This is a genomic window from Methylobacterium tarhaniae, from assembly GCF_001043955.1.
In the GTDB taxonomy this organism is placed as follows: domain Bacteria; phylum Pseudomonadota; class Alphaproteobacteria; order Rhizobiales; family Beijerinckiaceae; genus Methylobacterium; species Methylobacterium tarhaniae.
This window is the reverse complement of record NZ_LABZ01000028.1, coordinates 1-19,518: the sequence shown is the minus strand read 5'-3', so window position 1 is coordinate 19,518 and position 19,518 is coordinate 1. Positions and strand designations below refer to the sequence as shown.

The 19,518-nt window shown below is 66.3% G+C and carries 21 protein-coding genes, 3 pseudogenes and 1 other annotated feature; of the genes and pseudogenes, 8 read left to right on the top strand and 16 right to left on the bottom strand.

Going from position 1 to position 19,518, the window contains the following annotated elements:
- Positions 1-192 precede the first annotated feature (192 nt).
- On the bottom strand, positions 193-1,227 hold the full coding sequence (locus tag VQ03_RS32760; protein ID WP_157063972.1) for a hypothetical protein: 1,035 nt from the start codon (positions 1,225-1,227) through the stop codon (positions 193-195).
- Between the two features lie 250 nt (positions 1,228-1,477).
- The gene (locus tag VQ03_RS05450; protein ID WP_083467795.1) at positions 1,478-3,970 is read right to left on the bottom strand and encodes a phosphoketolase family protein; all 2,493 of its coding nucleotides are present in this window, start codon (positions 3,968-3,970) and stop codon (positions 1,478-1,480) included.
- 143 nt (positions 3,971-4,113) lie between these two features.
- Between VQ03_RS05450 and VQ03_RS05445 the strand changes: the two genes are divergently transcribed.
- Genes VQ03_RS05445 through VQ03_RS05435 form a run of 3 tightly spaced genes read left to right on the top strand, consistent with a single transcriptional unit; the run spans position 4,114 to position 6,132 of the window.
- Positions 4,114-4,929, top strand: coding sequence for a universal stress protein (locus tag VQ03_RS05445; RefSeq protein WP_048449852.1), 816 nt, complete (start codon positions 4,114-4,116; stop codon positions 4,927-4,929).
- On the top strand, positions 4,929-5,255 hold the full coding sequence (locus VQ03_RS05440) for a c-type cytochrome (RefSeq protein WP_048449851.1): 327 nt from the start codon (positions 4,929-4,931) through the stop codon (positions 5,253-5,255). Before VQ03_RS05445 ends, VQ03_RS05440 begins: the two co-directional genes overlap by 1 nt.
- Positions 5,256-5,271: 16 nt before the next feature.
- Positions 5,272-6,132 (top strand): universal stress protein, encoded by an 861-nt coding sequence (locus VQ03_RS05435; RefSeq protein WP_048449850.1) that lies wholly within the window; start codon positions 5,272-5,274, stop codon positions 6,130-6,132.
- 69 nt (positions 6,133-6,201) lie between these two features.
- Here VQ03_RS05435 and VQ03_RS05430 read toward each other — a convergent pair whose 3' ends face one another.
- The 7 genes from VQ03_RS05430 to VQ03_RS05400 form a co-directional block, all read right to left on the bottom strand.
- Positions 6,202-6,651 carry a host attachment protein gene (locus VQ03_RS05430; protein ID WP_048449849.1) on the bottom strand — a complete coding sequence of 150 codons (450 nt, stop codon included), beginning with the start codon at positions 6,649-6,651 and terminating at the stop codon, positions 6,202-6,204.
- A gap of 36 nt (positions 6,652-6,687) precedes the next feature.
- Positions 6,688-7,494 (bottom strand): universal stress protein, encoded by an 807-nt coding sequence (locus VQ03_RS05425; RefSeq protein WP_048449848.1) that lies wholly within the window; start codon positions 7,492-7,494, stop codon positions 6,688-6,690.
- A 91-nt stretch (positions 7,495-7,585) separates the two neighbouring features.
- Complete coding sequence (locus tag VQ03_RS05420; protein WP_048449847.1) at positions 7,586-8,233, bottom strand: BON domain-containing protein; 648 nt, start codon at positions 8,231-8,233, stop codon at positions 7,586-7,588.
- The gene (locus tag VQ03_RS05415; protein ID WP_245291975.1) at positions 8,226-8,771 is read right to left on the bottom strand and encodes a response regulator; all 546 of its coding nucleotides are present in this window, start codon (positions 8,769-8,771) and stop codon (positions 8,226-8,228) included. The genes VQ03_RS05420 and VQ03_RS05415 overlap by 8 nt, the downstream gene beginning before the upstream one ends.
- Positions 8,772-8,917: 146 nt before the next feature.
- Positions 8,918-9,163, bottom strand: coding sequence for a hypothetical protein (locus VQ03_RS05410; protein WP_048449846.1), 246 nt, complete (start codon positions 9,161-9,163; stop codon positions 8,918-8,920).
- Between the two features lie 10 nt (positions 9,164-9,173).
- Positions 9,174-9,392, bottom strand: a complete 219-nt coding sequence (locus VQ03_RS05405) for a hypothetical protein (RefSeq protein ID WP_425350032.1) — start codon at positions 9,390-9,392, stop codon at positions 9,174-9,176.
- Positions 9,361-9,993, bottom strand: coding sequence for an ion channel (locus VQ03_RS05400; protein ID WP_083467794.1), 633 nt, complete (start codon positions 9,991-9,993; stop codon positions 9,361-9,363). The genes VQ03_RS05405 and VQ03_RS05400 overlap by 32 nt, the downstream gene beginning before the upstream one ends.
- Positions 9,994-11,092: 1,099 nt before the next feature.
- Between VQ03_RS05400 and VQ03_RS05390 the strand changes: the two genes are divergently transcribed.
- The 5 genes from VQ03_RS05390 (at position 11,093) to VQ03_RS33655 (ending at position 15,147) form a co-directional block, all read left to right on the top strand.
- Positions 11,093-11,854, top strand: coding sequence for a hypothetical protein (locus tag VQ03_RS05390; protein WP_048449844.1), 762 nt, complete (start codon positions 11,093-11,095; stop codon positions 11,852-11,854).
- Between the two features lie 144 nt (positions 11,855-11,998).
- On the top strand, positions 11,999-12,571 hold the full coding sequence (locus VQ03_RS34265) for a helix-turn-helix transcriptional regulator (RefSeq protein ID WP_048449843.1): 573 nt from the start codon (positions 11,999-12,001) through the stop codon (positions 12,569-12,571).
- A 122-nt stretch (positions 12,572-12,693) separates the two neighbouring features.
- On the top strand, positions 12,694-13,620 hold the full coding sequence (locus VQ03_RS05380; protein ID WP_048449842.1) for a DUF7146 domain-containing protein: 927 nt from the start codon (positions 12,694-12,696) through the stop codon (positions 13,618-13,620).
- Positions 13,610-14,920, top strand: a complete 1,311-nt coding sequence (locus tag VQ03_RS05375; RefSeq protein WP_083467793.1) for a virulence-associated E family protein — start codon at positions 13,610-13,612, stop codon at positions 14,918-14,920. Before VQ03_RS05380 ends, VQ03_RS05375 begins: the two co-directional genes overlap by 11 nt.
- Before the next feature lie 2 nt (positions 14,921-14,922).
- Positions 14,923-15,147 (top strand): sodium-dependent bicarbonate transport family permease, encoded by a 225-nt coding sequence (locus VQ03_RS33655; protein WP_167376060.1) that lies wholly within the window; start codon positions 14,923-14,925, stop codon positions 15,145-15,147.
- Between the two features lie 167 nt (positions 15,148-15,314).
- On the opposite strand, the pseudogene VQ03_RS05370 reads toward VQ03_RS33655, so the two are convergent.
- From VQ03_RS05370 to VQ03_RS05340, 7 genes and pseudogenes are all read right to left on the bottom strand, one after another.
- Positions 15,315-16,564: pseudogene (locus VQ03_RS05370) on the bottom strand (IS3 family transposase).
- Positions 16,145-16,283, bottom strand: a sequence feature (AL1L pseudoknot). (Overlaps the previous pseudogene by 139 nt.)
- 249 nt (positions 16,565-16,813) lie before the next feature.
- Positions 16,814-17,074 (bottom strand): annotated as a pseudogene (locus VQ03_RS05360) (methyl-accepting chemotaxis protein); the annotation flags it as partial.
- A 173-nt stretch (positions 17,075-17,247) separates the two neighbouring features.
- Positions 17,248-17,652 (bottom strand): hypothetical protein, encoded by a 405-nt coding sequence (locus VQ03_RS05355; RefSeq protein ID WP_048449839.1) that lies wholly within the window; start codon positions 17,650-17,652, stop codon positions 17,248-17,250.
- A gap of 38 nt (positions 17,653-17,690) precedes the next feature.
- On the bottom strand, positions 17,691-18,269 hold the full coding sequence (locus VQ03_RS05350; protein WP_048449838.1) for a hypothetical protein: 579 nt from the start codon (positions 18,267-18,269) through the stop codon (positions 17,691-17,693).
- The gene (locus VQ03_RS05345; protein WP_048449837.1) at positions 18,266-18,532 is read right to left on the bottom strand and encodes a hypothetical protein; all 267 of its coding nucleotides are present in this window, start codon (positions 18,530-18,532) and stop codon (positions 18,266-18,268) included. Before VQ03_RS05345 ends, VQ03_RS05350 begins: the two co-directional genes overlap by 4 nt.
- Positions 18,529-18,834 (bottom strand): annotated as a pseudogene (locus VQ03_RS35385) (hypothetical protein); the annotation flags it as partial. The gene VQ03_RS05345 and the pseudogene VQ03_RS35385, both read right to left, overlap by 4 nt.
- A gap of 55 nt (positions 18,835-18,889) precedes the next feature.
- Positions 18,890-19,480, bottom strand: coding sequence for a hypothetical protein (locus VQ03_RS05340; RefSeq protein ID WP_053078415.1), 591 nt, complete (start codon positions 19,478-19,480; stop codon positions 18,890-18,892).
- Positions 19,481-19,518: the final 38 nt, after the last annotated feature.

The following is a 19,518-nucleotide window of genomic DNA, read 5'->3' as shown; positions in this document are numbered from 1 at the left end:
GACCTGGCTCATCGACTACGACGACCGCACGACGGACGACGACGAGCCCGGCTACCGCCTCGGGACGCATGCCTTCGTGATGGGCGAGTACGTCTCGATCCATGCCGCCGGCAGCGGGAATTTTCGGACTTTTATGGTTGCATATCTAAGTGATTTTAAATCGAATATCGAATGATTTTATATAATATATTTCTATATAAGACGAGAACCATATTTCGCAAGCGCCTTCCATGCTAATTTTTGGAGCACGGCCCGCCATGCCGACAAATGCTCCCCTTCGTCAAACACGGAGCCGGACTGTAAGTTATACCCATAGCTAAATTTACCATGAACAATCGAATTCCTAAACGAGTAAATTGCCTCACCAAGTGAGCCAATATTATTGTTGATTATTAATTTACTCTTGAATGCTTCAGACGCATCTTCTGATTCGGATATTTTGTTAATCATCTGTAGTATAGGGCCCTTTTCGTCCTTAAACACTATATCAAGTATGCGCTTGGCAAAATCAGCTTCTGAGATTGTTCCGTCATGGCGAATCTTTGTGAGCTTTGCTTGGTTCATGAGAAATGAAAAATACTCCAGTGTTCTATAAAAATATATACAAGCGGAAACATCGTCTTTTTGAGCTACGCCAAAATAATAAAACCGCAAGGGATCTAGATCCTTAACAATAGGGCCTAGAGAAGAGGTAACAGCGCCCTGGTCGTCCGGCTCTTCTTCCCATATGAAGCTATCGTCCATTGCCCAAGGCTGGGGCAACGAGCCGGTTCTGTCATGGTAATGCATGCAGGCATTTATAAATGCGGCCTCGACAGAGTGCGTATCGATGCCTATGATTCTTGCTGAATTGATTTCATACCAGGCGCCAAAATATTTTGCCCTATGCACATAATCAAATATATAAGCAGCGAGTGGAGAAGCTCTTCCGAAGCTTACTTCGATGCCACCCATGTTGAATGATGCAAAGTCAGAAATTCCATTAACGAGAATTTCAGCGTAAGAACCAGCCACAAAGCCCTTGGCTCCATACATGCGAAAATAATCGGGATTTGCCGCCTCTAGATCTTCGGGAAGTGGATAATAATCATGTGGGGGAACAAAAATCTTCACGTGCGCGGGAGGCCAGGAGACATGCTTGCCCGTATCGCTCAGATTATAGATTAGGTGGTCGGTTGCAAATTCGGAGGAGCATGGCTCGAATTCAAAAGGGATGATTGGCTTCATGCCGTTTTGCTCCACGCGCAATGAGCAATTATCATATTAGAGCCCGTATGCAACTCTTTTTGGCGCAATTAGCTCTCCGACCGCTTCAAAAAATCCACCTCGATATAGTACGATAAGTATCAAATTTATAGCAAAATCACACAAACAATTATATCATTCATATAAATATCATAAGAAACGTAGCACCCCGTTTGGACGATGGATGCATTTTGAAATCGCAAGATTTCTTGCATTGTATAAAATATGATTCCTAGCTTCCCTGCATGATGTCGCCCTCAACGCGGCGTGGGTCGAGCTGCGTTGAAGCCTGCCGCTCAGCCCAAGCCCAGTTGCGGATCTCCGGCAGGTCCTCGCCGGTCCGGCAGACATGGGCATGGTGGGCGGCGAGCGCGTCCCGCAACGCCTGCTCGGCATGGTCGCCCCGGGTCCCCAGGCGGCGCGGAACGGTGCGCAGGGCCGCTTGCGCCAAGTGGTAGCGGTCGAGCCGGTTCAGCACGCACATGTCGAAGGGCGTCGTCGTGGTGCCCTCCTCGACGAAGCCGTGCACGTGGAAGCTGTCGTGGTTCCGGCGCCGGTAGGTCAGGCGGTGGATGAGCCACGGATAGCCGTGATAGGCGAAGATCACCGGGCGGTCGCGGGTGAACAGGCTGTCGAAGGTGGCGTCGTCCAGCCCGTGCGGATGCAGCTCGGGCGAGGCCAGCGTCATCAGGTCGACGACGTTGACGACGCGCAGGCGCAGGTCCGGTACGTGTCGGCGCAGCCACTCGACCGCCGCCAGGGTTTCCTGGGTCGGCACGTCCCCGGCGCAAGCCATCACCACGTCGGGCTCGACATCGCCTTCGTTCGAAGCCCACCCCCAGATCCCGGCGCCCGCCGCGCAGTGGGCGGCTGCGGCCTCAAGGTCGAGCCATTGCAGGGCCGGCTGCTTGCCGGCCATCACCACGTTGATACGGTCGTAGGTGCGCAGGCAGTGGTCCATGACGCAGAGCAGCGTGTTGGCGTCCGGCGGCAGGTAGATGCGGGCGGTGTCGCCGCGCTTGTTGGCGAGGAAGTCGATGAAGCCCGGATCTTGGTGGCTGAAGCCGTTGTGGTCCTGGCGCCAGACGTGGGACGATAACAGGATGTTGAGCGAGGGCACCGGCCGGCGCCAGGGCAGGGCGCGGGACCCCTTGAGCCACTTGGCGTGCTGATTCACCATCGAATCGACGACGTGCACGAAGGCCTCGTAGGTCGCGAAAAGGCCGTGGCGGCCGGTCAGGACGTAGCCCTCGAGCCAGCCCTCGCAGAGATGCTCGCTCAGGACCTCCATCACGCGGCCGTCCCGGCTCAAGTGATCGTCGCCCGGCAGGATCGGGGCCTGCCAGGCGCGACTCGTGACGGAAAACACCGCGTCGAGGCGGTTCGAGGCGGTCTCGTCGGGTCCCATGATGCGGAAGTTGCGGGCCTCCCGGTTCAGTACCAGGATCTCACGGAGGTAGGCGCCGAGCGCGCGTGTCGCCTCCGCCGTCGCGCGGCCCGGCGCCAGCACCTCGACCGCGAGGGGTGCCAGTTCCGGCAGGCGCAGGGGCCGCGACCCGTGACCGTTGGCGTGTGGGTTGGCCGAGAGGCGCCGCGGCCCCGTCGGCGGTAGCGCCGCGAGATCCGATGCAAGCGCTCCGTCCGCCGTGAACAGCTCCTGCGGGTGGTAGGAGCGCATCCAGCTTTCCAGGATTGCGAGGTGCTCCGGGTTCTCGCGCACCGACGCGACCGGGACCTGGTGCGACCGCCATGTCCCCTCAATCGGCTTGCCATCGACCATCCGCGGCCCGCTCCAGCCCTTTGGGCTCTGCAGCACGATCATCGGCCAGCGCGGGCGCCCGGTCGCGCCGCGCCGCGCTCGCTCGCGGATCGCCGCGATGGCATCGAGCGCGCCGTCGAGGGCGGCCGCCATTGCCTGGTGCATCGGGCCGGGCTCGTGACCCTCGACGAAGACCGGAGCGTAGCCGTAGCCGACGAGCAGGCTCTCCAGTTCGGCCCGCTCCAGTCGGGCGAGCAGGGTCGGGTTGGCTATCTTATAGCCGTTGAGGTGCAGGATCGGCAGGACTGTACCGTCGCGCAAGGGATCGAGGAACTTGTTCGAATGCCAGGCGGCGGCGAGGGGGCCCGTCTCCGCCTCGCCGTCGCCGACCACGCAGGCGACGGTCAGGCCCGGATTGTCGAGGGCGGCGCCGAAGGCGTGGGCCAGCGCATAGCCGAGCTCTCCACCCTCGTGGATCGAGCCTGGCAGATCCGGCGAGGCGTGGCTCGGAATGCCACCTGGGAACGAGAACTGCCGGAACAGGCGCGCCATCCCGTCGGCGTCGCGTGAGACGTCCGGATAGATCTCGCCGTAGGTTCCTTCGAGCCAGGCATTCGCGACGAGGCCGGGGGCGCCGTGGCCGGGACCCCAGACGGCGATCATGTCGAGGTCGCGCTGGCGGATGACCCGGTTCAGGTGCGCATAGATGAAGTTGAGTCCAGGCGTGGTGCCCCAATGCCCGAGGAGCCGCGGCTTGACGTGCTGCGGGGCCAGTTTCTGGCGTAGCAGCGGGTTGTCCATCAGGTAGATCTGTCCAACTGACAGGTAGTTGGCGGCGCGCCAGTAGGCGTCGATCTCGCGCAAGCTCTGCGGCCCAAGCGGCCCGGGCACGAAGGCGGGGCCGGGCTCGTGGTTTCGTTTGCCGCCGGGCCGCGCCGCGCCCGCTGCCGTGCCGGTCTCCCGCATGTCGGCCTCCCGATGCCGCAGATCTCGGGCGAGCCTGCCGGCGGGGCGGGATCCCGGCCTTGAGATGCATCAAAGCACCGGGCGAGGCAGCGCGAGACACTGATCTCAGCACGGGAGATCAAGCCCCGGCACGGGAGACGGTCATGACACTCTCCTCCATCATGGTATCCGTCGATCTCGGAGCCGCTTGCGCGGATCGCGCCCAGCTCGCGGCGGGGCTTGCCGCGACTCACGCGGCACGGCTCGTCGGCGTCGTCGCATGCCCGGTTCCGGTCATCGTGCCAGCCAGCAACGGGATCGTGGCCGAGCGCCTCTACGACGCGGAGGAGGAACGAGCCCGCGAGCGGCTGGCGGCCGCCAAGGCGCTGTTCGAGCGCGAGGCCGGATCCATGACGAAGCGCGCCTGGCGCAGCAGCCTGTCCACGCCCCTGACCTACACCGCCGAACAGGCCCGCGCCGCCGATCTCGTGATCGTCGGGCGGCACGGGCCCGGCGACGGGGATCCGGGCCCGATGGGCGTCTCCCCCGGTGCCCTGCTGATGGAGGCCGGTCGCCCCGTCCTGGTGGCGCCGCCGGGCCTGGAGCGCCTCGTGCCCAAGCGGGTGGTGATCGCCTGGAAGGACACGCGCGAGGCCCGTCGCGCCGTCCACGATGCCCTGCCGCTCATTGCCGGCGCCGAGCGGGTCTGCGTCGTCGCCGCCGGGCCGGACGCCCATCATGGGGGCGCGGAGGCGACGGCCCAGTACCTGTCCGGGCATGGCCTTGCCGCCACCACCCATCTGCTGCCGAACCCGGCCCTGTCGGTGGCTGATGAGTTGCTGCGCTTCTGCGAGCGCGAAGGCGCGGACCTGCTGGTCATGGGGGCCTACGGCCATTCGCGCCTGCGCGAGTGGGTGTTCGGCGGCGTCACCCGCGACGTCCTGCGCACGACTCCCCTCTGCTGCCTGATGAGCCACTGATGCGCGCCCACTTCCTCCTCGCGATGGGCACCGTCGTGCTCCTGTCCCCGTCCACTCCCGTTCGTGCCTGGGATCGGCAGGTCGAGCAGGGTCGGACGCTGGCGCGCGCGCATTGCGCCCGCTGCCACGCCGTCGGGCGCTCCGACCTCAGCCCCCTGGCCGCCGCACCGCCGTTCCGAGACCTGCACGCCCGCTATCCCGTCGAGGATTTGGCCGAGTCCCTGGCCGAGGGCATCCGCACCGGCCATCCGAGCATGCCCGAGTTCCGGTTCGACCCGGACCAGGCGCAATCCCTCATTGCCTACCTCAAGTCCCTCGAACGCTGAGCCGGAGGATCCTCCGATGTTCCTGCGCTGCCTCTTCGTCCCGACCGCGCCCGGGCTCGATCCGACCCGCCGGCTCGACGCCGCCTTGCGCCTCAGCCGGCGCCTCCACGCCCATATCGGCGTCGGCTTCATCGCCCCAGGACCGGAGAACGTGCTGGCGGCTCTGGCCGGCACGGCGCCGGTGAGCAGCGCCACGATCGCGGCCATCAAGGAGGGCATGCGCGCCGCCGCTGCCGAGGGCAAGGCGGCGCTCCAGGCTTGGTGCGCGCGCGAGGGCGTGCCGTTCATGCCCGAGGTCGAGCGCCTGGACGCCACCTTCGCCACCTGGACCGAGTGGTCGGGGGAGGTCGAGCGCGTGCTGACGCTAGCCGGCCGGGTCGCCGACCTCGTGATCGTCGACCGGCCGGATCCCGCACAGCCCTTCACCGGCCGGGCTCTCGACACCGCGCTGTTCTCGGTCGGGCGGCCCGCCCTGATGGTGGGCGAGGTCGTTCCCCACGACCTCCTGGAGCACGTGGTGATCGCCTGGAACGGCAGCCTGGAGGGAACGCGCCTCGTCGCCCAGTCGATCGCGCTGCTGCACGCGGCGAACCGGGTCACGGTGGTGCAGGCGCGCACGGACCGCGCCGAGGAGGCGAGAGCCGCGGACCTGTGCGCCTATCTGCGTTGGCACGGCATCGTGGCCCATGCGAGCAATCTGACGGTCGGGGAGGGAACCTCCGTGGGCGCCGCCATCCTCGATGCCGCCGGGAGGATGGACGCCACCCTGCTGGCGCTCGGCGCCTATACCCACAGCCGGGTGCGCGAGTTCCTTCTCGGCGGCGTCACCCGCCAGGTGATCGAGACCGCGCGCATGCCGGTGCTGATGGCCCATTGAGGCCGCCAGCGCTGGCGTCCCGGGATTGACTCGCCGAGATCGATCTTGCCGAGATCGAAGGACCGAGGATCATCGGCCGCAGAGATGCCGCTGGATCTCGCTCACCGTGGTCTTCGTCAGATCCTGATCGATCTCCGCCACGGTGACGCGACGGAGTCGCTCGGGCTGGGCGAGGCGCAGGGCGGCGAGGATGCGCGGTGGTGCGACGACGACAAGGGCCGAGACCGGGCCGGCGATGCGGTTGAGCCCGGCCGCGACCTCGGCCACGAAACGCTGTTCGGCCTGCTCATGTCGATCGGTCTGCGCGATGGCGCTGCGGCGCTCGTCGACCCGGACGCGGGGCGGGCGGTCGGTGCCCTGCTCGCGGGCCGGCGGGTTGGGCAGTGCTTCAATCGCGTGCTGGACCTGAAGATCCGGGTTGAGCGGATATCCTTCGTTGCGCAGCACTAGCGCCTTTCGGCCGTCGGCGACGAGGACGCATCCGCGATGCGGGATCAGGAGGGGAGGTTTCGCGATCATCCAAGTCGCTCCCGCGCGTCTCGACCGCCGTCCGACTCAATGGCTCATCAGGCAGCAGACCGGGCTGCCGGCCATGAGGTCCCGGGTGACCCCGCCGAAGGCCCATTCCCGCAGGCGCGAATGGCCGTAGGCTCCCGCGACGACGAGGTCGGCGCCGTACTCCGCGGCGGCGTCCGTGAGCGCCCCGGCGACCGTGGTGCCGGTCGCGTCCGGGGTCACGGCTCGCGTCGCGATACCGTGAGCTTGCAGCAGGGCGACGAGGTCCCGGGGATCTGCCGGCCCGAATCCGTCATCGACCGAGGCGACCACGACCTGAGAGGCCCTTTCGAGGAAGGGTATTGCGTCCCTCACGGCCCTGCGGGCCTCGCGGGTGTTCTTCCAGCCGACCAGGACGCGCTTGGCGTCGAGGTGGTCGATGCCCGGTGGCACGACCAGCACCGGTCCTCCGAGCTGCATCGCGAGATCGCCCGGGTCGATCGCGAAGAGGGCGGGCGCTTCCCTCCGGCCGACCACGACGAGATCGGCCGCAGCAGCCTGCGCGATCAGGAAGGGAAGCGAGGGGCCGAGATTCGACCGCCACGCCCTGCGTCGGTCCCGGCCGATCTCCGCCTCGAAGACCGCATGTGCCCGCGTGAGATCGTTCATCACCATCTCGCTCGCCGCCGCCAGGGCGTAGGTGCTGCCGAGCGTCGGGCCGACCGGGGGAACCCCGTAGGGTGGCTCGTCCGCCGCCACGCCGATCAGGCCGGACCCGAACGCGTCGGCGAGATGGCCGGCGAGGCGCAGGCGCTCGCGCGCCGAGGGCTCGAGGTCAACGGCCACCAGGATGCTGGCGATGGTCATGCGGGCGCTCCGATCAGTCATGCGCGGCTCCCGGGCCGGGGCGCGGGACGGCAGGCGGGCCCGGCCCGCACCCCGGTTCAGACGTAAGGGTTCAGGCGACGGTGAGCCGGTCCACGACCGCGCGGACACCGGGCGCGGACCACGCCGCGGTCTCGGCCAGCCTGAGTTCGTGCCAGGCATGCACCTTACCCTCGAGCGTGACCTGCGCGTCCTTGACCGTCACCCGGATCGCGTCTGCCTCGACCTCGGCGCTGCGCTTGAGCGCCGCCTCGATCTTCTTGCGCACATCGGCCGCGTCCGCGCGCGGGGTCACGTCGATCATGTTGACGATGCCGGCGACGCCCGTCAGCCGCTTCAGCGCGGCGCGTGCTTCTTCCTTCTGGTACTGCCACTCGACCTCGCCGGTGAGCGTCACCCAGCCGTCCTGCACCTTCACCTGCACCGCGTTCTTCGGCACGGTCACGGCCCAGTCGAGCATCTGCACCGCCCGGTGGGCTAGGTCCTCGTCGCGCGGCGGCTTGTCGCCGGCGAAGCGGACCTTGATCTCCTCGACGACGCCGCGCACGCCGCGCACCTTGCGGGTGGCTTTCTCGGCGGCGACGCGCTCGGTGTAGCTCGCGACGTGCCCGGAGAGTGTGACGATGCCGTCCTCGACCGCGACGCCGATCCCGGCGGCGTCGATGCTTGGGTCGAAGTCGAGTTCGTCGATGACGTTCTGGCGGATCGTCCTGTCACTCATGGGTGTCTCCTTGATCCCGCCGGGGTCGGGGCCGATCGAAGCCCGACCCGGCCGACGATGAGGCTGACGCCCGGCAGGCGGCCGGACATTGATCCAGCGCAAGGGGTTCCGGGAGAAGCGCGCCGCCAGCGGACAGTCGGTCCGCCATCGGGCAGGTCCGTCCTCCCCGACGCATACCCGAACCCGCGCGGCAAGCCGCGACGGTCCCGATCATCTCGCCCGCCCCGAAGAGCCGGTCGAAGACAGGCACGTCGACGAAGGCGCGGGGAATACGCGCCGTACCGGCGATCAGGGCGAAGGGGATGCCGCGCCGCCGCAGCGCGCAGGCGAGCGGGAAGCCCGAGCCCCGGTTCAAGTCCGTGCTGACCACGGCGAAGTCGGGGGGCGCCGCATCCAGGCTCGCGAGAGCGTCGGGGCAGGTGCCGTAGGGGCCACTGACCTTGCAGCCCGCGTGAGTCAGGACATCCTCCAGCCACAGGCCCGGCAAGGCCTGTGGCTCGGCCACCAGTACGACCGGCGCATATGTCATCATATGCATCGCCTGCCTCTCTTGGCTCCGTTCCGTAATCGCTCGCAAAGGAACCGATAGAATGGACAGGCGGGGCGAACTCGCGCTGCGCTGGATTAGGCCCCACACGATCGAGGAGGCAAGTTTCGCAAGGCTGCGGCCGCCCCGCTTCGAACTCACATGGTTGCCGGCGCGGCCTCGGTCAGGATCCTGCGTGCTACCCTCAGGGCCGCGTCGAGGTCGTTGCGGTCAGTACCGTAGCGGCGGCGCAGCGCCTCCAGCCAGGGCGCGGGCCCGTCGTCTGCCGGCGAAATCTCGGAGAACGGGACGTGGTACATCCCATCGAGCGCCTCGATCCCGTAGGCCGTCACGGCCCATTGCCGCCCCTGCCAATGGATGGGTTGGGCGAGGTCTTGACTCATAGCGGCCTCCTCATGCGGCGTGGTCGGTCAGGACGACGACCTCGCAACTGTCCGCCCGCAGGCGCCAGTCGACGATGCCGGCGGTCTCGCAGAACAGGGTCTTGGCCATTGTGAGGGCCGAGACCGGGCAGGGCGCGGCGATGACGGCCTGCTGCTGAAGGACGCGGCGGTCATGACCGATATCGTCCGAGACAACCTTATGGAAGGTCACGAGGTACTCGCGCAGCATGGTCCTTCTCCATCTGCAGGATGCGGGATTGTCGGCGGTGCATGGGTCCGCGACCTTGATCCGGCGCAACGTCGCGGTGCGGCTCAAGGCCCGGCCCGCGGTACGAAGGCGGCGGCCGAGCCGGCTCCGCCGCCGCGCGGCGCCGGCTCCTCGATGGCTTCCGCGAGGACGTCTTGCTGTGCAGCGGCCAGTAGCGCTCCATCGCCAGGTATGTGAACGAGGCGGACCAGCCGATCAGCAGGAGGCCGTTGAGCGCTTCTACCCCGGTCAGGAGTCGAGCGTGGCCGAGGGGCGCATGATCGCCGTAGCCGAGCGAGGTGTAGGCGACGACGGAGACGAACAGGCAATCCTCGAAGGTCTCGACGGGCACGCCCGAGAAAGCGCCGAGCCCGAGCCGCAGCACCAGCACCCAATAGGCGCCTGCATAGACCCAGACCGCCACCGTGTGACCGACTAACGCCGCGAGCACCACGGCGATGATCCGTGTGCGGGGCGGCACAGGTAACTCGGCGAGATGCTCCGAGGTCAGCCGCAAGGTCTCATAGAGCACCAGGATGGTGACGGCGACGAGAACGACGCTTGCGACCATCACAACGAGCATGGTTTGACCCGTTTCTTGGAACGACGCCGCGTCCCGCTGCTTCGGGACCGCTCGTCAGAGCACGATCCGGAGCAGCCCCGTCACTAGGAGGGATGCGGCGGCCGCTATGAGGAAGGCCAAGGCACTTCCGATCGCCCGATACCGGTATCCGTCTTCGACCGTGACTGCCGCGCGGTACGCCTCCTGAGGCCGAACGACATCGCTCGGCATCCGCGCCGTGCGTGGGTGAAACATGCCCGTCAGTTTCGTGAACGGCATCATCGTCGTCCCCCGTGGTTGAACACGGCGTCCACGATGGCGCGATGAGCGGTGGCAGCCTTGATCCAGCTCAAACGGGTCGTGGTGATGCTGCGATCGTCCTGCGAGTCAATGACGATGCACCGAGTTTCCTGATCAGCTTGGCCACCACTTCTTCCGGCTTGTGCTTCTTCGTTCCCATCATGTCCGTCCTCCGTCGGCTCAAAGCGATACTTCAGGGCGGACCACTCCGATGGGGACTGACCACGACCATGCCGACCTCGGCGACCAGACCCCGACCGCCTGATGACGCTGGCAACGCTGAGAACGCCGGCGCCATTAAAATCACCCAACACGGGCGCAGGTGGACACTTAGGAAGGATTATAGGTGGCAGCGTTGCTCGGAGTTTCAGCGTTGCACGTCGCCGCTCGGCTTTCTAAAGCGTCTCCTCAACTTCCCCGGTGCTCACAGCTATCCACACCCCGGCAAATCCCTAGATGCCGCTGCGGACGACGTGGAACGGCTGCTTAACGCCCCTCCCCGGACGGTACTATCCCACCTTACTCGACGGAGCGCCCGATGCCCCTCCTGCCTTCCAGCCACGTCACCCTGCCGTTCGCAGCGACCTACTTGGCCGCAGCCATTCTGCACGACAACCACGGCATCGATCCGGAGGCGTAAGCCCCATCGCCCTTTGAACTCTGCAGTCTCATTATCGACCGCCACGAGCCTACAAAGGACTCGAACAAAGAACAGATCGCGCCACGGCTGATGCGTCATGCCATCGTATCCACGGCCTTGCAGGTTTCGTCGGACGGCGGACCAGATAGGCGTGACCCGGCCGGCTTCAGGGTCTCTGTGATGTTCGAGGAGCAGCTCCATCAGTCCTTATGGATGCGGGAAGAGGAAATCCGGCCCGCCGCCGTCACGACCCTCGAGTTGACGCTGACCCCACCGGTGATCGGTTGCATGTCGCCCACGCGGCTTCGGGCGGGGCTGAGCGCTGGAGGGCTCGCTGCAGTCGGCGCACCACTGCCCGAAAACCTTAAAGTGCAAGTGGCACAGTTCGAGGAACAGCTCGTTAGGCGCTACCGCCAAGTCCTGGCCGAGGGCCTTCTCGGTGCGGTACTCGTCAACGGGGACGGGCGCAGCGTGCCAATCCCGCCTGCCCACTGGCGCGAAGACGGGGCGTCCGCAGCCTTCGTAGAGCCCTATGCGGAGTCGATGGTCATCGACGGACAGGAGATGCGTGGCCTCGTCTGCGTCAATCTAGGCGTGCTCCGCGCGGAATGGCGTGCCGCGTTCTCCGCGCTGCCGCCCGCAGCAGAATTGGCGGAGGCCGAGTTTTCCGCGTCGACGCTGCACGTCGGTACTGCGCCGTACCTAGACTTCGCCCTGCATGTCGCCCGCACCCTGCGAATTACCAACGGGCGCGGCCCCGACGGCCTGACCATTCCCGCCGGACGGCTTGAAGAGCTGATCAAGAAGGCATGGGAGTCGTACGGCAGGTTCGACGAGGATCCGTCACCGTACAAGCTCAAGATCCTCGCTACCCTGCTTCGGCATCCCGACGAGCGCGGCGGCGTGAAATCGGAACTCAGCGTCCTCGCCAGGAACGTATGACGCCGGCACGCCCGCCCGGAGCAGGTGCGTTCAACGCAAGAGCCGTTCGTCTTCAACGCAACCGGGCGAGCCATAGCTCAGATTTTCCCGTCTGATCTCCCGCAGATCGGCGCCACACCGGCGACCGACCGTACGGAGGTCACGATGCGTACCGAGAAGATGTTCCCGCCCGGGGAGCAGCCGATGAAGACGCGGGAGGCGGCACGTCGCCTTGGCGTCAGCGAGAGTTTCCTGAACAAGGCAAGGGCCGCACGTACCGGTCCGGCCGCTTACGTCTTCGGCCGGTGCGTTGCCTATCGGGTCGCGGACGTGGAAGCCTACGCGGCCGCGCACCGCATCGAGCCGGTCGTCGCGGCAGCTCTGGCCAGGGACGAGAGGGGAGGCGTGATGCCGGACCTGTCCGTCGAGCCTGTCACCCCGCGCCAGCTCGCAGCCCTGCGCAAGGTACTTCCCGCCCACGTGCAGCCGATCCTAGACGCCATAACGGCCACGGGCTGCGGCTTCCTGATCGTCACCCAGCATGTCGGGGCGTTCGACCCGCCAACCGTGCCGCTGTTCGTCGCCCTCATCGGTGACGACACGGTTCCGGCGCTTGGGCCGGCCGCGTTCGATGAGTGCTCCCTTGGTGCCCTACTGAGGGCATGTGCAGGGGTTAGCATCGTCTCGTGCGAGCCGCCGATCGCCGCCTATGTGCGGTGCGCCGAACTCGCCCGCTAGGGGTGCGCTGCGACCGTGATCGAGACCGCACCGGAGTTCGAGCGGGCGTGGGAAGCTTTCGTGCGGCGGGTCGCTCCGGACACGGAAGTCGAGGTTTTCGCTGACAATAGCGGGAGGGCGTGATGAAGTTCGACCTCTACACAATTGCCCGCGTCACTCGGGGCGAGGTCTGCCATGGCAAGGTGGTGTACGCCCCCGCGCCCGGGCACTCCAAGCGCGACCGGTCCATGGCGATCAGGATCGCCCCGGACTGTTCCGGGGGGCTGTTCGTCTGGCTGTTCTCCGAGGGCTGTCCACTGCAGGCGAAGAACGAGGTCCTCCGCCTGATGAACCTGCCGCCAGCGTCGTTCGGTGGCCGGCGGTCGTCGACGGCGCCGACGCTCGTTGCATCCTCGCCCTCCCGGGAGTTGACTGATGAGGATCGCAAGCGCGTCGATCAAGCCAAGCGGCTCTGGGACGAAGCAATCGATCCAAGTGGGACGCCGGTTGAATTGTACCTACGGAGCCGCGGCCTCACCCTCCCGTCGGCCAGCGTCTCCGTCGTGCGCTATCATCCCAAGTGCCCATTCGGTAAGGGCCGCCGCACGCCGGCGATGCTGGCCTTGGTTCACGACGTCGAAGGTGGCTACTTGCGAGGTATCCACCGCACGGCACTGTCGCTCGAAGGCCTCAAGGTCAAGATCGATGGCGTTGACCGTCGTTCGATGGGCCCGATCGCGAATGGGGCAATCAAGTTCGCGTCGCGGGCCGAAGCAGGTGGTCGACTCGGCATTGCCGAGGGGATCGAAACGGCCCTCTCGCTGCAGGTGATCCCGGAATTCGAGGCCGCCCCGGTATGGAGCCTCATCTCGGCTGGGGGGATCGCGCGACTCCCAATGCTCCCTAGCGTCACGGAACTCTGGGTTGCGGTCGACAACGACCAGACCGGGCGTGCTGCAGCCAAGGCATGCGTCGAGCGCTGGCGAGATGTCGAGGTAGTGTTAGTACGGCCGCGCCGCGCCGGGTCGGATTTGAACGACCTCGTGAGGGGATACCCCCATGCCGGCTGAGGTTGAAGCACAAGCCTACAGGACCTTCCGCTTTGAAGCGGGACGTCCGCCGCCGCCGGCGAACGACAAGGCTGTAGGCGACCAAGGACCCCCATCCCCTGCATGGATCGCGGGTTGTCAGGTGTCCGATAAGGGTGAACCGATCGCCAATGTTGCTAATGCGATGCTAGCGTTGCGCGCCGTTCCAGAGATCGGCGAGTGCTTCGTCTTTGACGAAATGCGCCAGCAGAATATGCTTACTCAGCCCGTCCCGGGGGGGCCCGACGAAGGGTCTAGGCGTTCGTTCAAGGAGCGCCCGCTTAGGGACACCGACATCACGGCGCTGCAAGAGTACCTGCAGCTAGCCGGAATCACGCGCCTGTCGAAAGATACGACGTACCAGGCGATCGAGCTACATGCAGCTGGGCGGTCCCACAATCCGGTACGGACTTATTTGGAGGGGCTGGTGTGGGACGGGATCCCCCGTGCCCGAATGTGGCTCATCGACTACTTCGGCGCTGAACCTGCTGCCTATACGGGGGCCATCAGCGAAATGTTCCTGGTTGCCATGGTGGCGCGGATTTTCGACCCAGGTTGCAAGGCAGACTACATGCTCGTATTGGAAGGTCCGCAAGGCCGGAAGAAGTCTTCGGCGTGCAGACTTCTTGGTGATCCCTGGTTTTCCGACAACTTGCCCGACATCGGATCCGGCAAGGATGTGAGTATGCATCTTCGAGGCAAGTGGTTGGTCGAAATATCGGAACTGTCAGCAACCACTAAGGCAGACGCCAACGCACTTAAGAGCTTCATGAGCCGACAAATCGATGAGTACCGGCCACCTTATGGCCGCTGCGATGTCGTCCAACCTAGGATGTGTGTCTTCATCGGCACAACGAACATGCCGGCGTACCTGCGCGACGAGACGGGGGCCCGGCGTTTCTGGCCGGTGAAGACTGGCAGAATTGACCTTGACGCCTTGGCGCGAGATCGGGACCAACTCTTCGCCGAGGCCGTAGTCATGTACCAAGCGGGCGCGCGATCCTGGCCAGACGCAGAATTCGAGGCCGAATTCATCAAGCCGCAGCAAGAGGCGCGGTTCGAAGTCGACGCCTGGGAGGAGACAATCGAGAACTGGCTCGTCGGCAAAGATGACGTCACTTTGGGCGAGGTGGCCATTGGAGCATTGCTCATGGAGATGCAAAAGTTCAACCGGATGGAGCAACTGCGGGTGAAAGCGATCCTGGTGAGGCTCGGCTGGGAGAGCAGTGGCAAGGTCAGGAATGGCCGGCGTCCGTTCTTACGCCGAGCGCCGGAAAATTAAGGGTGAAGCCCAAATGGCATGGCCTGCTCTACAATTCCGAAGGCGCAAATCGCGGATTGCAGGTTCGCGTGTGGTCAGGAGTTCGCACGCCGTTCGTTTGGCTGCGCACCATTTGCAGAATTTCTCTTGAATTGTGTCTGGCCTGCTCGCTGGCGGTCACCTTCCCGTTCAACATCGCGCTCGGCCTGCCGCTCTACCAAGCCATGGCGCAGGCGCTCTACGGCTAGATGCCTACCCGAGGAATCCCCGTGAGGGCGGGCTCCAAGCGGGCTTCGCTCGGCTCATGGCCAAGGTGCTTCGGACATGTGATGGCGACCAGGGCCAACTTTGCCTCGCCGGTCGCCTGGAGGAGCCCTGAACCGCCCCGGGTTTTTCGGAGGCTGATTGGCTTGGGTCAGGCGGCCAGGGCTTGGTCGCCGAGGTGGGTATGACAGCGCGCTTCAGCTCGGCGGGAGGGACGTTGCCGATGGGCGCGAGGAGGCAACGGTGGTTGTACCAGTCGACCCATTCCAGGGTGGCGTACTCGACCGCCTCGAAGGAGCGCCATGGTCCTCGCCGGTGGATCACCTCCGCCTTGAACAAGCCGTTGATCGTCTCCGCCAAGGCGTTGTCGTAAGAGTCGCCGACGCTGCCGACCGACAGCTCGATGCCCGCACCGACCAGGCGCTCTGTGTACCGTAGAGCCAAGTATTGCGAGCCGCAGTCCGAGTGGTGCACCAGCCCGCTGCCCTGGACAGGACGGCGCTCGTGCAGGGCCTGCTCCAGAGCATCCAGAACGAAGCTTGCATGAGCACTGCGTGAGGCCCGCCAGCCGACGATGCGCCGGGCGAACACGTCGATGACGAACGCCACATAGACGAAGCCCGACCACGTCGCCACGTAGGTGAAGTCGCTGACCCACAGAGCGTTCGGCCGTGGAGCCTTGAACTGACGGTTGACGCGGTCGAGGGGGCAAGCTGCGGCCGGATCGGAGATCGTGGTGCGCACGGTCCTGCCACGCACCACCCCCGCCAAACCCAATCGGCGCATCAGCCGCGCCACCGTGCATCGAGCGACCACGATCCCCTCGCGGGCCAGTTGCCGCCAGACCCTCCGCACGCCGTAGACGCAGAAGTTGGCCTCGAACACACGCTGGATCTCGATCATCAACGCCGCGTCGCTGCGAGCACGAACCGTTTGCTTCTCGGGATCGGCACGCCGGGCGGCATGCACGTAGTAGGTTGACGGGGCGATCGGCAGCACCCTGCAGATCGGCCTCATCCTGAGGCTCTCGAAGGACGACCCCATAGACCTCCCGATGATCGTCGATGAAGCTGATCATGGCCGCGACCGGCGGTCGAGCTCCGCCATGGCAAAATACGCCGACGCCTTGCGCAAGATTTCATTGGCTTGGCGCAGCTCACGGTTCTCACGTTCAAGCACCTTGATCCGCTCGCGCTCGTCCGTCGTCTGCCCGGGTCGCACACCTTGATCACGCTCGGACTGGCGCACCCAGTTCCGCAGCGTCTCGCCCGAGCAGCCGATCTTCGCAGCAATCGACTGGATCGCCGACCACTGCGAGCCGTGCTCGCCCTCGTGGTCGCGCACCATCCGCACGGCGCGCTCGCGCACCTCAGGGGAAAACGGGGCTGTTCGCTTCGTCATGGCTCCATCCTCTCAGAAGTTGGAGCCTCCGGGAAACCCGGAGCGGTTCACCCGAGGTCGGCCACGCCTCGCTTTGTCCCTGCCAGCGAGACACGCCGACACTCGTTTCGCACCTGCGACGGGCCCCGGCTCCAGTCGACGCGCGTCCGGGACCATACACCTAGCCAGGGGGCGGCATGCATCGCGCGGCCCTATGCCCTTTCGACCTGGGCCGCCTGCCGCTACGTCATCTTCGGGCCTGCCGTTCTCTCAGGCGGCCCGGACGGTGGCGAGGAAGCGACCCATCTGGCTCCCGAGGCGCTCGGCGTGGACCGAAAGGTCGAAGGCCGAAGCCAGCACCTGGCTCGCGGCGGCGCCGGTGTCCTCGGACGCCTCCGCGACGCCGGCGATGTTCGATGTGACCTCGCCGGTGCCTGTCGCGGCCTGCGCGACGTTGCGCACGATCTCCTGCGTCGCCGCGCCCTGCTCCTCGGTTGCGGAGGCAGAGATCATGCCGACGATGCCACCCACAGTGCACTCGAACGCATCGGCCACCGGCGGCCCCGGCCGCGGCGGCGCGTGGTGCGATGTCGAGCGGTCGATCCGCCTGTCGCCCAACCGGGTCTCCGAGGTCTAAGCCAGGTTCCCGCCCTGGCTCGCACCGCGGCCAGACAACGCCTTCCCGCGGCGGGCCCGGCGCCGGGTCACCGCGCCTTCCGGACGCCTTGTGCACGCTGAGGGCAGCTCGGCAGGTTCGAGACCCACTCCGCCCCTCTGGCATCCAGACGCAGCCGGAACGTTCTCCCGATCACGCTCCGAGGTTGGCTACCACCCTCGGCCGTCCCCGAGACCGTGTCACCCGATATCGTCGCACGCCCCCACGCGGAGGCATCCCAGGATTGATCGTAGCTGTCATGCCGCGTGTGGCAGTCGATCCGGAAGCGCCAGCCGGTCGCCTCGCGCTGGATGCGCAGGGTGCCCTCCGTCCGATACGAGGGCGAGAGCTCCTCCCGGACGATCGTGCCCCAGCTGTCGCCCGGCGGGATCCGGGACTGCGCGAGGGCCGGCGAGGCGGCGAGAACGGCGAAAAGAATAAAAATAGAACGCATGGAGGATCTCCGGGGGATGCCCCGGGACCGCCGGGGACTTAGGTGGCTTCGAAATCGAGAAGGCGGTACAGCCACCAGGCGCCGGTTTTCGCGTGCGCCTGGGGGAGGGGGCAGCGTTTGAGCCGGGCGTAGAAGACGGCCAGCGCGGCGCTCGGCTCGCTCGCGGTCGCCTCGAAGTGGCGGGCGACTGCCTCCCAGCGAACATCGTCTTTGAGGTCCCCGATCGGCTGGAGCGAGGGCCGCGGGGCGCGGTAGCCCGCCTCACGGGCGGCGATCTCGATCTCCCGGGCGTGCGGCGGCAGCAGCATCCTGCCGGCCTTGTGCTCGTGGTAGTCCGTGAGGGCGAGGCGGACCCAGCCCGCCAGCGTCCTCGCCCACCCGATCCCGGCGGCGGCGGTGAACATCGCGACCACCGGCTCGGTCAGGCGCGACTCGCCGTCGAGATAGCCCGAGAGGGCGAGCGTCCCCGAGATGGGATGGACGGCGTAGCGCCATCTATTCAGCGTGGGCGCGTTGGCCCACAGCTCGCCAGGGGGCGACCAGCCGCCGGCGAGCTTGTCCCGGTCGTTGAAGGCCGCCTGGATGCGGGCGCGCAGGTCGGGGGTGAGGGCGCTCACAGCGTCACTCCGGCGGTCGGGTCATGCGAGAGCGGGGTGCCGAGGCGGATCAGCTTCGAGGTACAGGTCCAGGCCCAGCCGGCCTCGGCATCGAGCCCCTGGACGGTCCCGGTCTCGCGCGTGCGCCCCTGCTCGTCGACGCCGCGCAGCACCATGCCGTCGCCGCGGTGTTCGGGGACCAGCTCCCAGTCGTCGATGAGAGGCCGGCTCGCCAAGTCAGCGAGGTCGAAGGCTTGGCTCCCGTAGCGTGTCAGCATCGTCATCGCGGTGTCCCTCCGTCACGTATGCTGCCACTCCAAGCCGCAAGGCACCAAAAAGACCCGTCGGTCTCAGCCCAGCAGACCTCCGCCGCGGTGACGAGCTCGCCCGCCGGGCCGCGGAATCCCGCCTCGACGTGGGGGTGGTACCGGACCCGGATCGCCTCCGGCGGGCGCGCCTGGTCGGCGGGGATCCCGCGGGCCCACGCGTGGACGTCACGAATCCCCAGGCGAGCGCAGCGCAGGCGGGCCGCCTCCGAGGCTCTCAGGGTGACGCCAGCGAGGGAGATCCCCTCGACGTGCCCGACGACCCGCCCGCCGGCCCGGACAGACTAGGCTCGGCGGTTCAGGTTGCGGTAGATGTCAACGGCGGGCGGCGTGCTCATCGCAGAGCGTCCTCACCCAGCCGCCACGGCGGAGCGTGCCCGGGCCGCCGCACGTCTCGCAGATCCCGGCCGAGATGGCCTCGACGGCTCGGATGATGCCCGCGGCCTGCCCGTCGCGTACGGCGTCGCAGTGCCAGTACCATCGGAGGCAGGCAAACTTTTCCTTGGCCTGGCTGGTGTGGAAACCCTGCGGCAGTCGGGCCTCGACGAGCCATTCGGCGCCCGCGAACATCAGCCAATGCCAGCCGCACGGCGTTTCTGTTCCGTTCGCGTATACATGGGGGAAAGCCTCGCCCAGGGCGGCAGAGCTATCCAGCGGGACTGGCCGTGGGAGGGGGCCCTCAGCCCATCGCGTCGCCAGGTAGCGGGATGCCGCCTCCGCGACGAGGGCGGAGCGCGGCTTGGGCGCGAATCCCGGCTTCGAGGGCGCCGGGAGCTCGCCCGCCTCGAACAGCACTCTCGGCCCGGCCGGGGTCGCCTGTACGCCCGTGGAGCGCACCAGAGCGTGGTCCTCCTCCAGCGCCTGGCGGATGATGTGGGCGAATTCGCCGAGGATAGCTCTGCTCATTGGGGGCTCCAGGTCCGGGGGCGGGCATCGGGCAGGCG

Bases quoted from the DNA above. Each gene is read 5' to 3' on its own strand.
- VQ03_RS05340 (WP_053078415.1), bottom strand. From the start codon at position 19,480: ATGAGCAGAGCTATCCTCGGCGAATTCGCCCACATCATCCGCCAGGCG.
- VQ03_RS32760 (WP_157063972.1), bottom strand. From the start codon at position 1,227: ATGAAGCCAATCATCCCTTTTGAATTCGAGCCATGCTCCTCCGAATTT.
- VQ03_RS05450 (WP_083467795.1), bottom strand. From the start codon at position 3,970: ATGCGGGAGACCGGCACGGCAGCGGGCGCGGCGCGGCCCGGCGGCAAA.
- VQ03_RS05375 (WP_083467793.1), top strand. From the start codon at position 13,610: ATGCCGGCTGAGGTTGAAGCACAAGCCTACAGGACCTTCCGCTTTGAA.
- VQ03_RS05400 (WP_083467794.1), bottom strand. From the start codon at position 9,993: ATGCTCGTTGTGATGGTCGCAAGCGTCGTTCTCGTCGCCGTCACCATC.
- VQ03_RS05390 (WP_048449844.1), top strand. From the start codon at position 11,093: ATGTTCGAGGAGCAGCTCCATCAGTCCTTATGGATGCGGGAAGAGGAA.
- VQ03_RS05440 (WP_048449851.1), top strand. From the start codon at position 4,929: ATGCGCGCCCACTTCCTCCTCGCGATGGGCACCGTCGTGCTCCTGTCC.
- VQ03_RS05445 (WP_048449852.1), top strand. From the start codon at position 4,114: ATGACACTCTCCTCCATCATGGTATCCGTCGATCTCGGAGCCGCTTGC.
- VQ03_RS05425 (WP_048449848.1), bottom strand. From the start codon at position 7,494: ATGACCATCGCCAGCATCCTGGTGGCCGTTGACCTCGAGCCCTCGGCG.
- VQ03_RS05420 (WP_048449847.1), bottom strand. From the start codon at position 8,233: ATGAGTGACAGGACGATCCGCCAGAACGTCATCGACGAACTCGACTTC.
- VQ03_RS05345 (WP_048449837.1), bottom strand. From the start codon at position 18,532: ATGACGATGCTGACACGCTACGGGAGCCAAGCCTTCGACCTCGCTGAC.
- VQ03_RS05355 (WP_048449839.1), bottom strand. From the start codon at position 17,652: ATGCGTTCTATTTTTATTCTTTTCGCCGTTCTCGCCGCCTCGCCGGCC.
- VQ03_RS05430 (WP_048449849.1), bottom strand. From the start codon at position 6,651: ATGATCGCGAAACCTCCCCTCCTGATCCCGCATCGCGGATGCGTCCTC.
- VQ03_RS05415 (WP_245291975.1), bottom strand. From the start codon at position 8,771: ATGCATATGATGACATATGCGCCGGTCGTACTGGTGGCCGAGCCACAG.
- VQ03_RS34265 (WP_048449843.1), top strand. From the start codon at position 11,999: ATGCGTACCGAGAAGATGTTCCCGCCCGGGGAGCAGCCGATGAAGACG.
- VQ03_RS05410 (WP_048449846.1), bottom strand. From the start codon at position 9,163: ATGAGTCAAGACCTCGCCCAACCCATCCATTGGCAGGGGCGGCAATGG.
- VQ03_RS05405 (WP_425350032.1), bottom strand. From the start codon at position 9,392: ATGCTGCGCGAGTACCTCGTGACCTTCCATAAGGTTGTCTCGGACGAT.
- VQ03_RS05380 (WP_048449842.1), top strand. From the start codon at position 12,694: ATGAAGTTCGACCTCTACACAATTGCCCGCGTCACTCGGGGCGAGGTC.
- VQ03_RS05435 (WP_048449850.1), top strand. From the start codon at position 5,272: ATGTTCCTGCGCTGCCTCTTCGTCCCGACCGCGCCCGGGCTCGATCCG.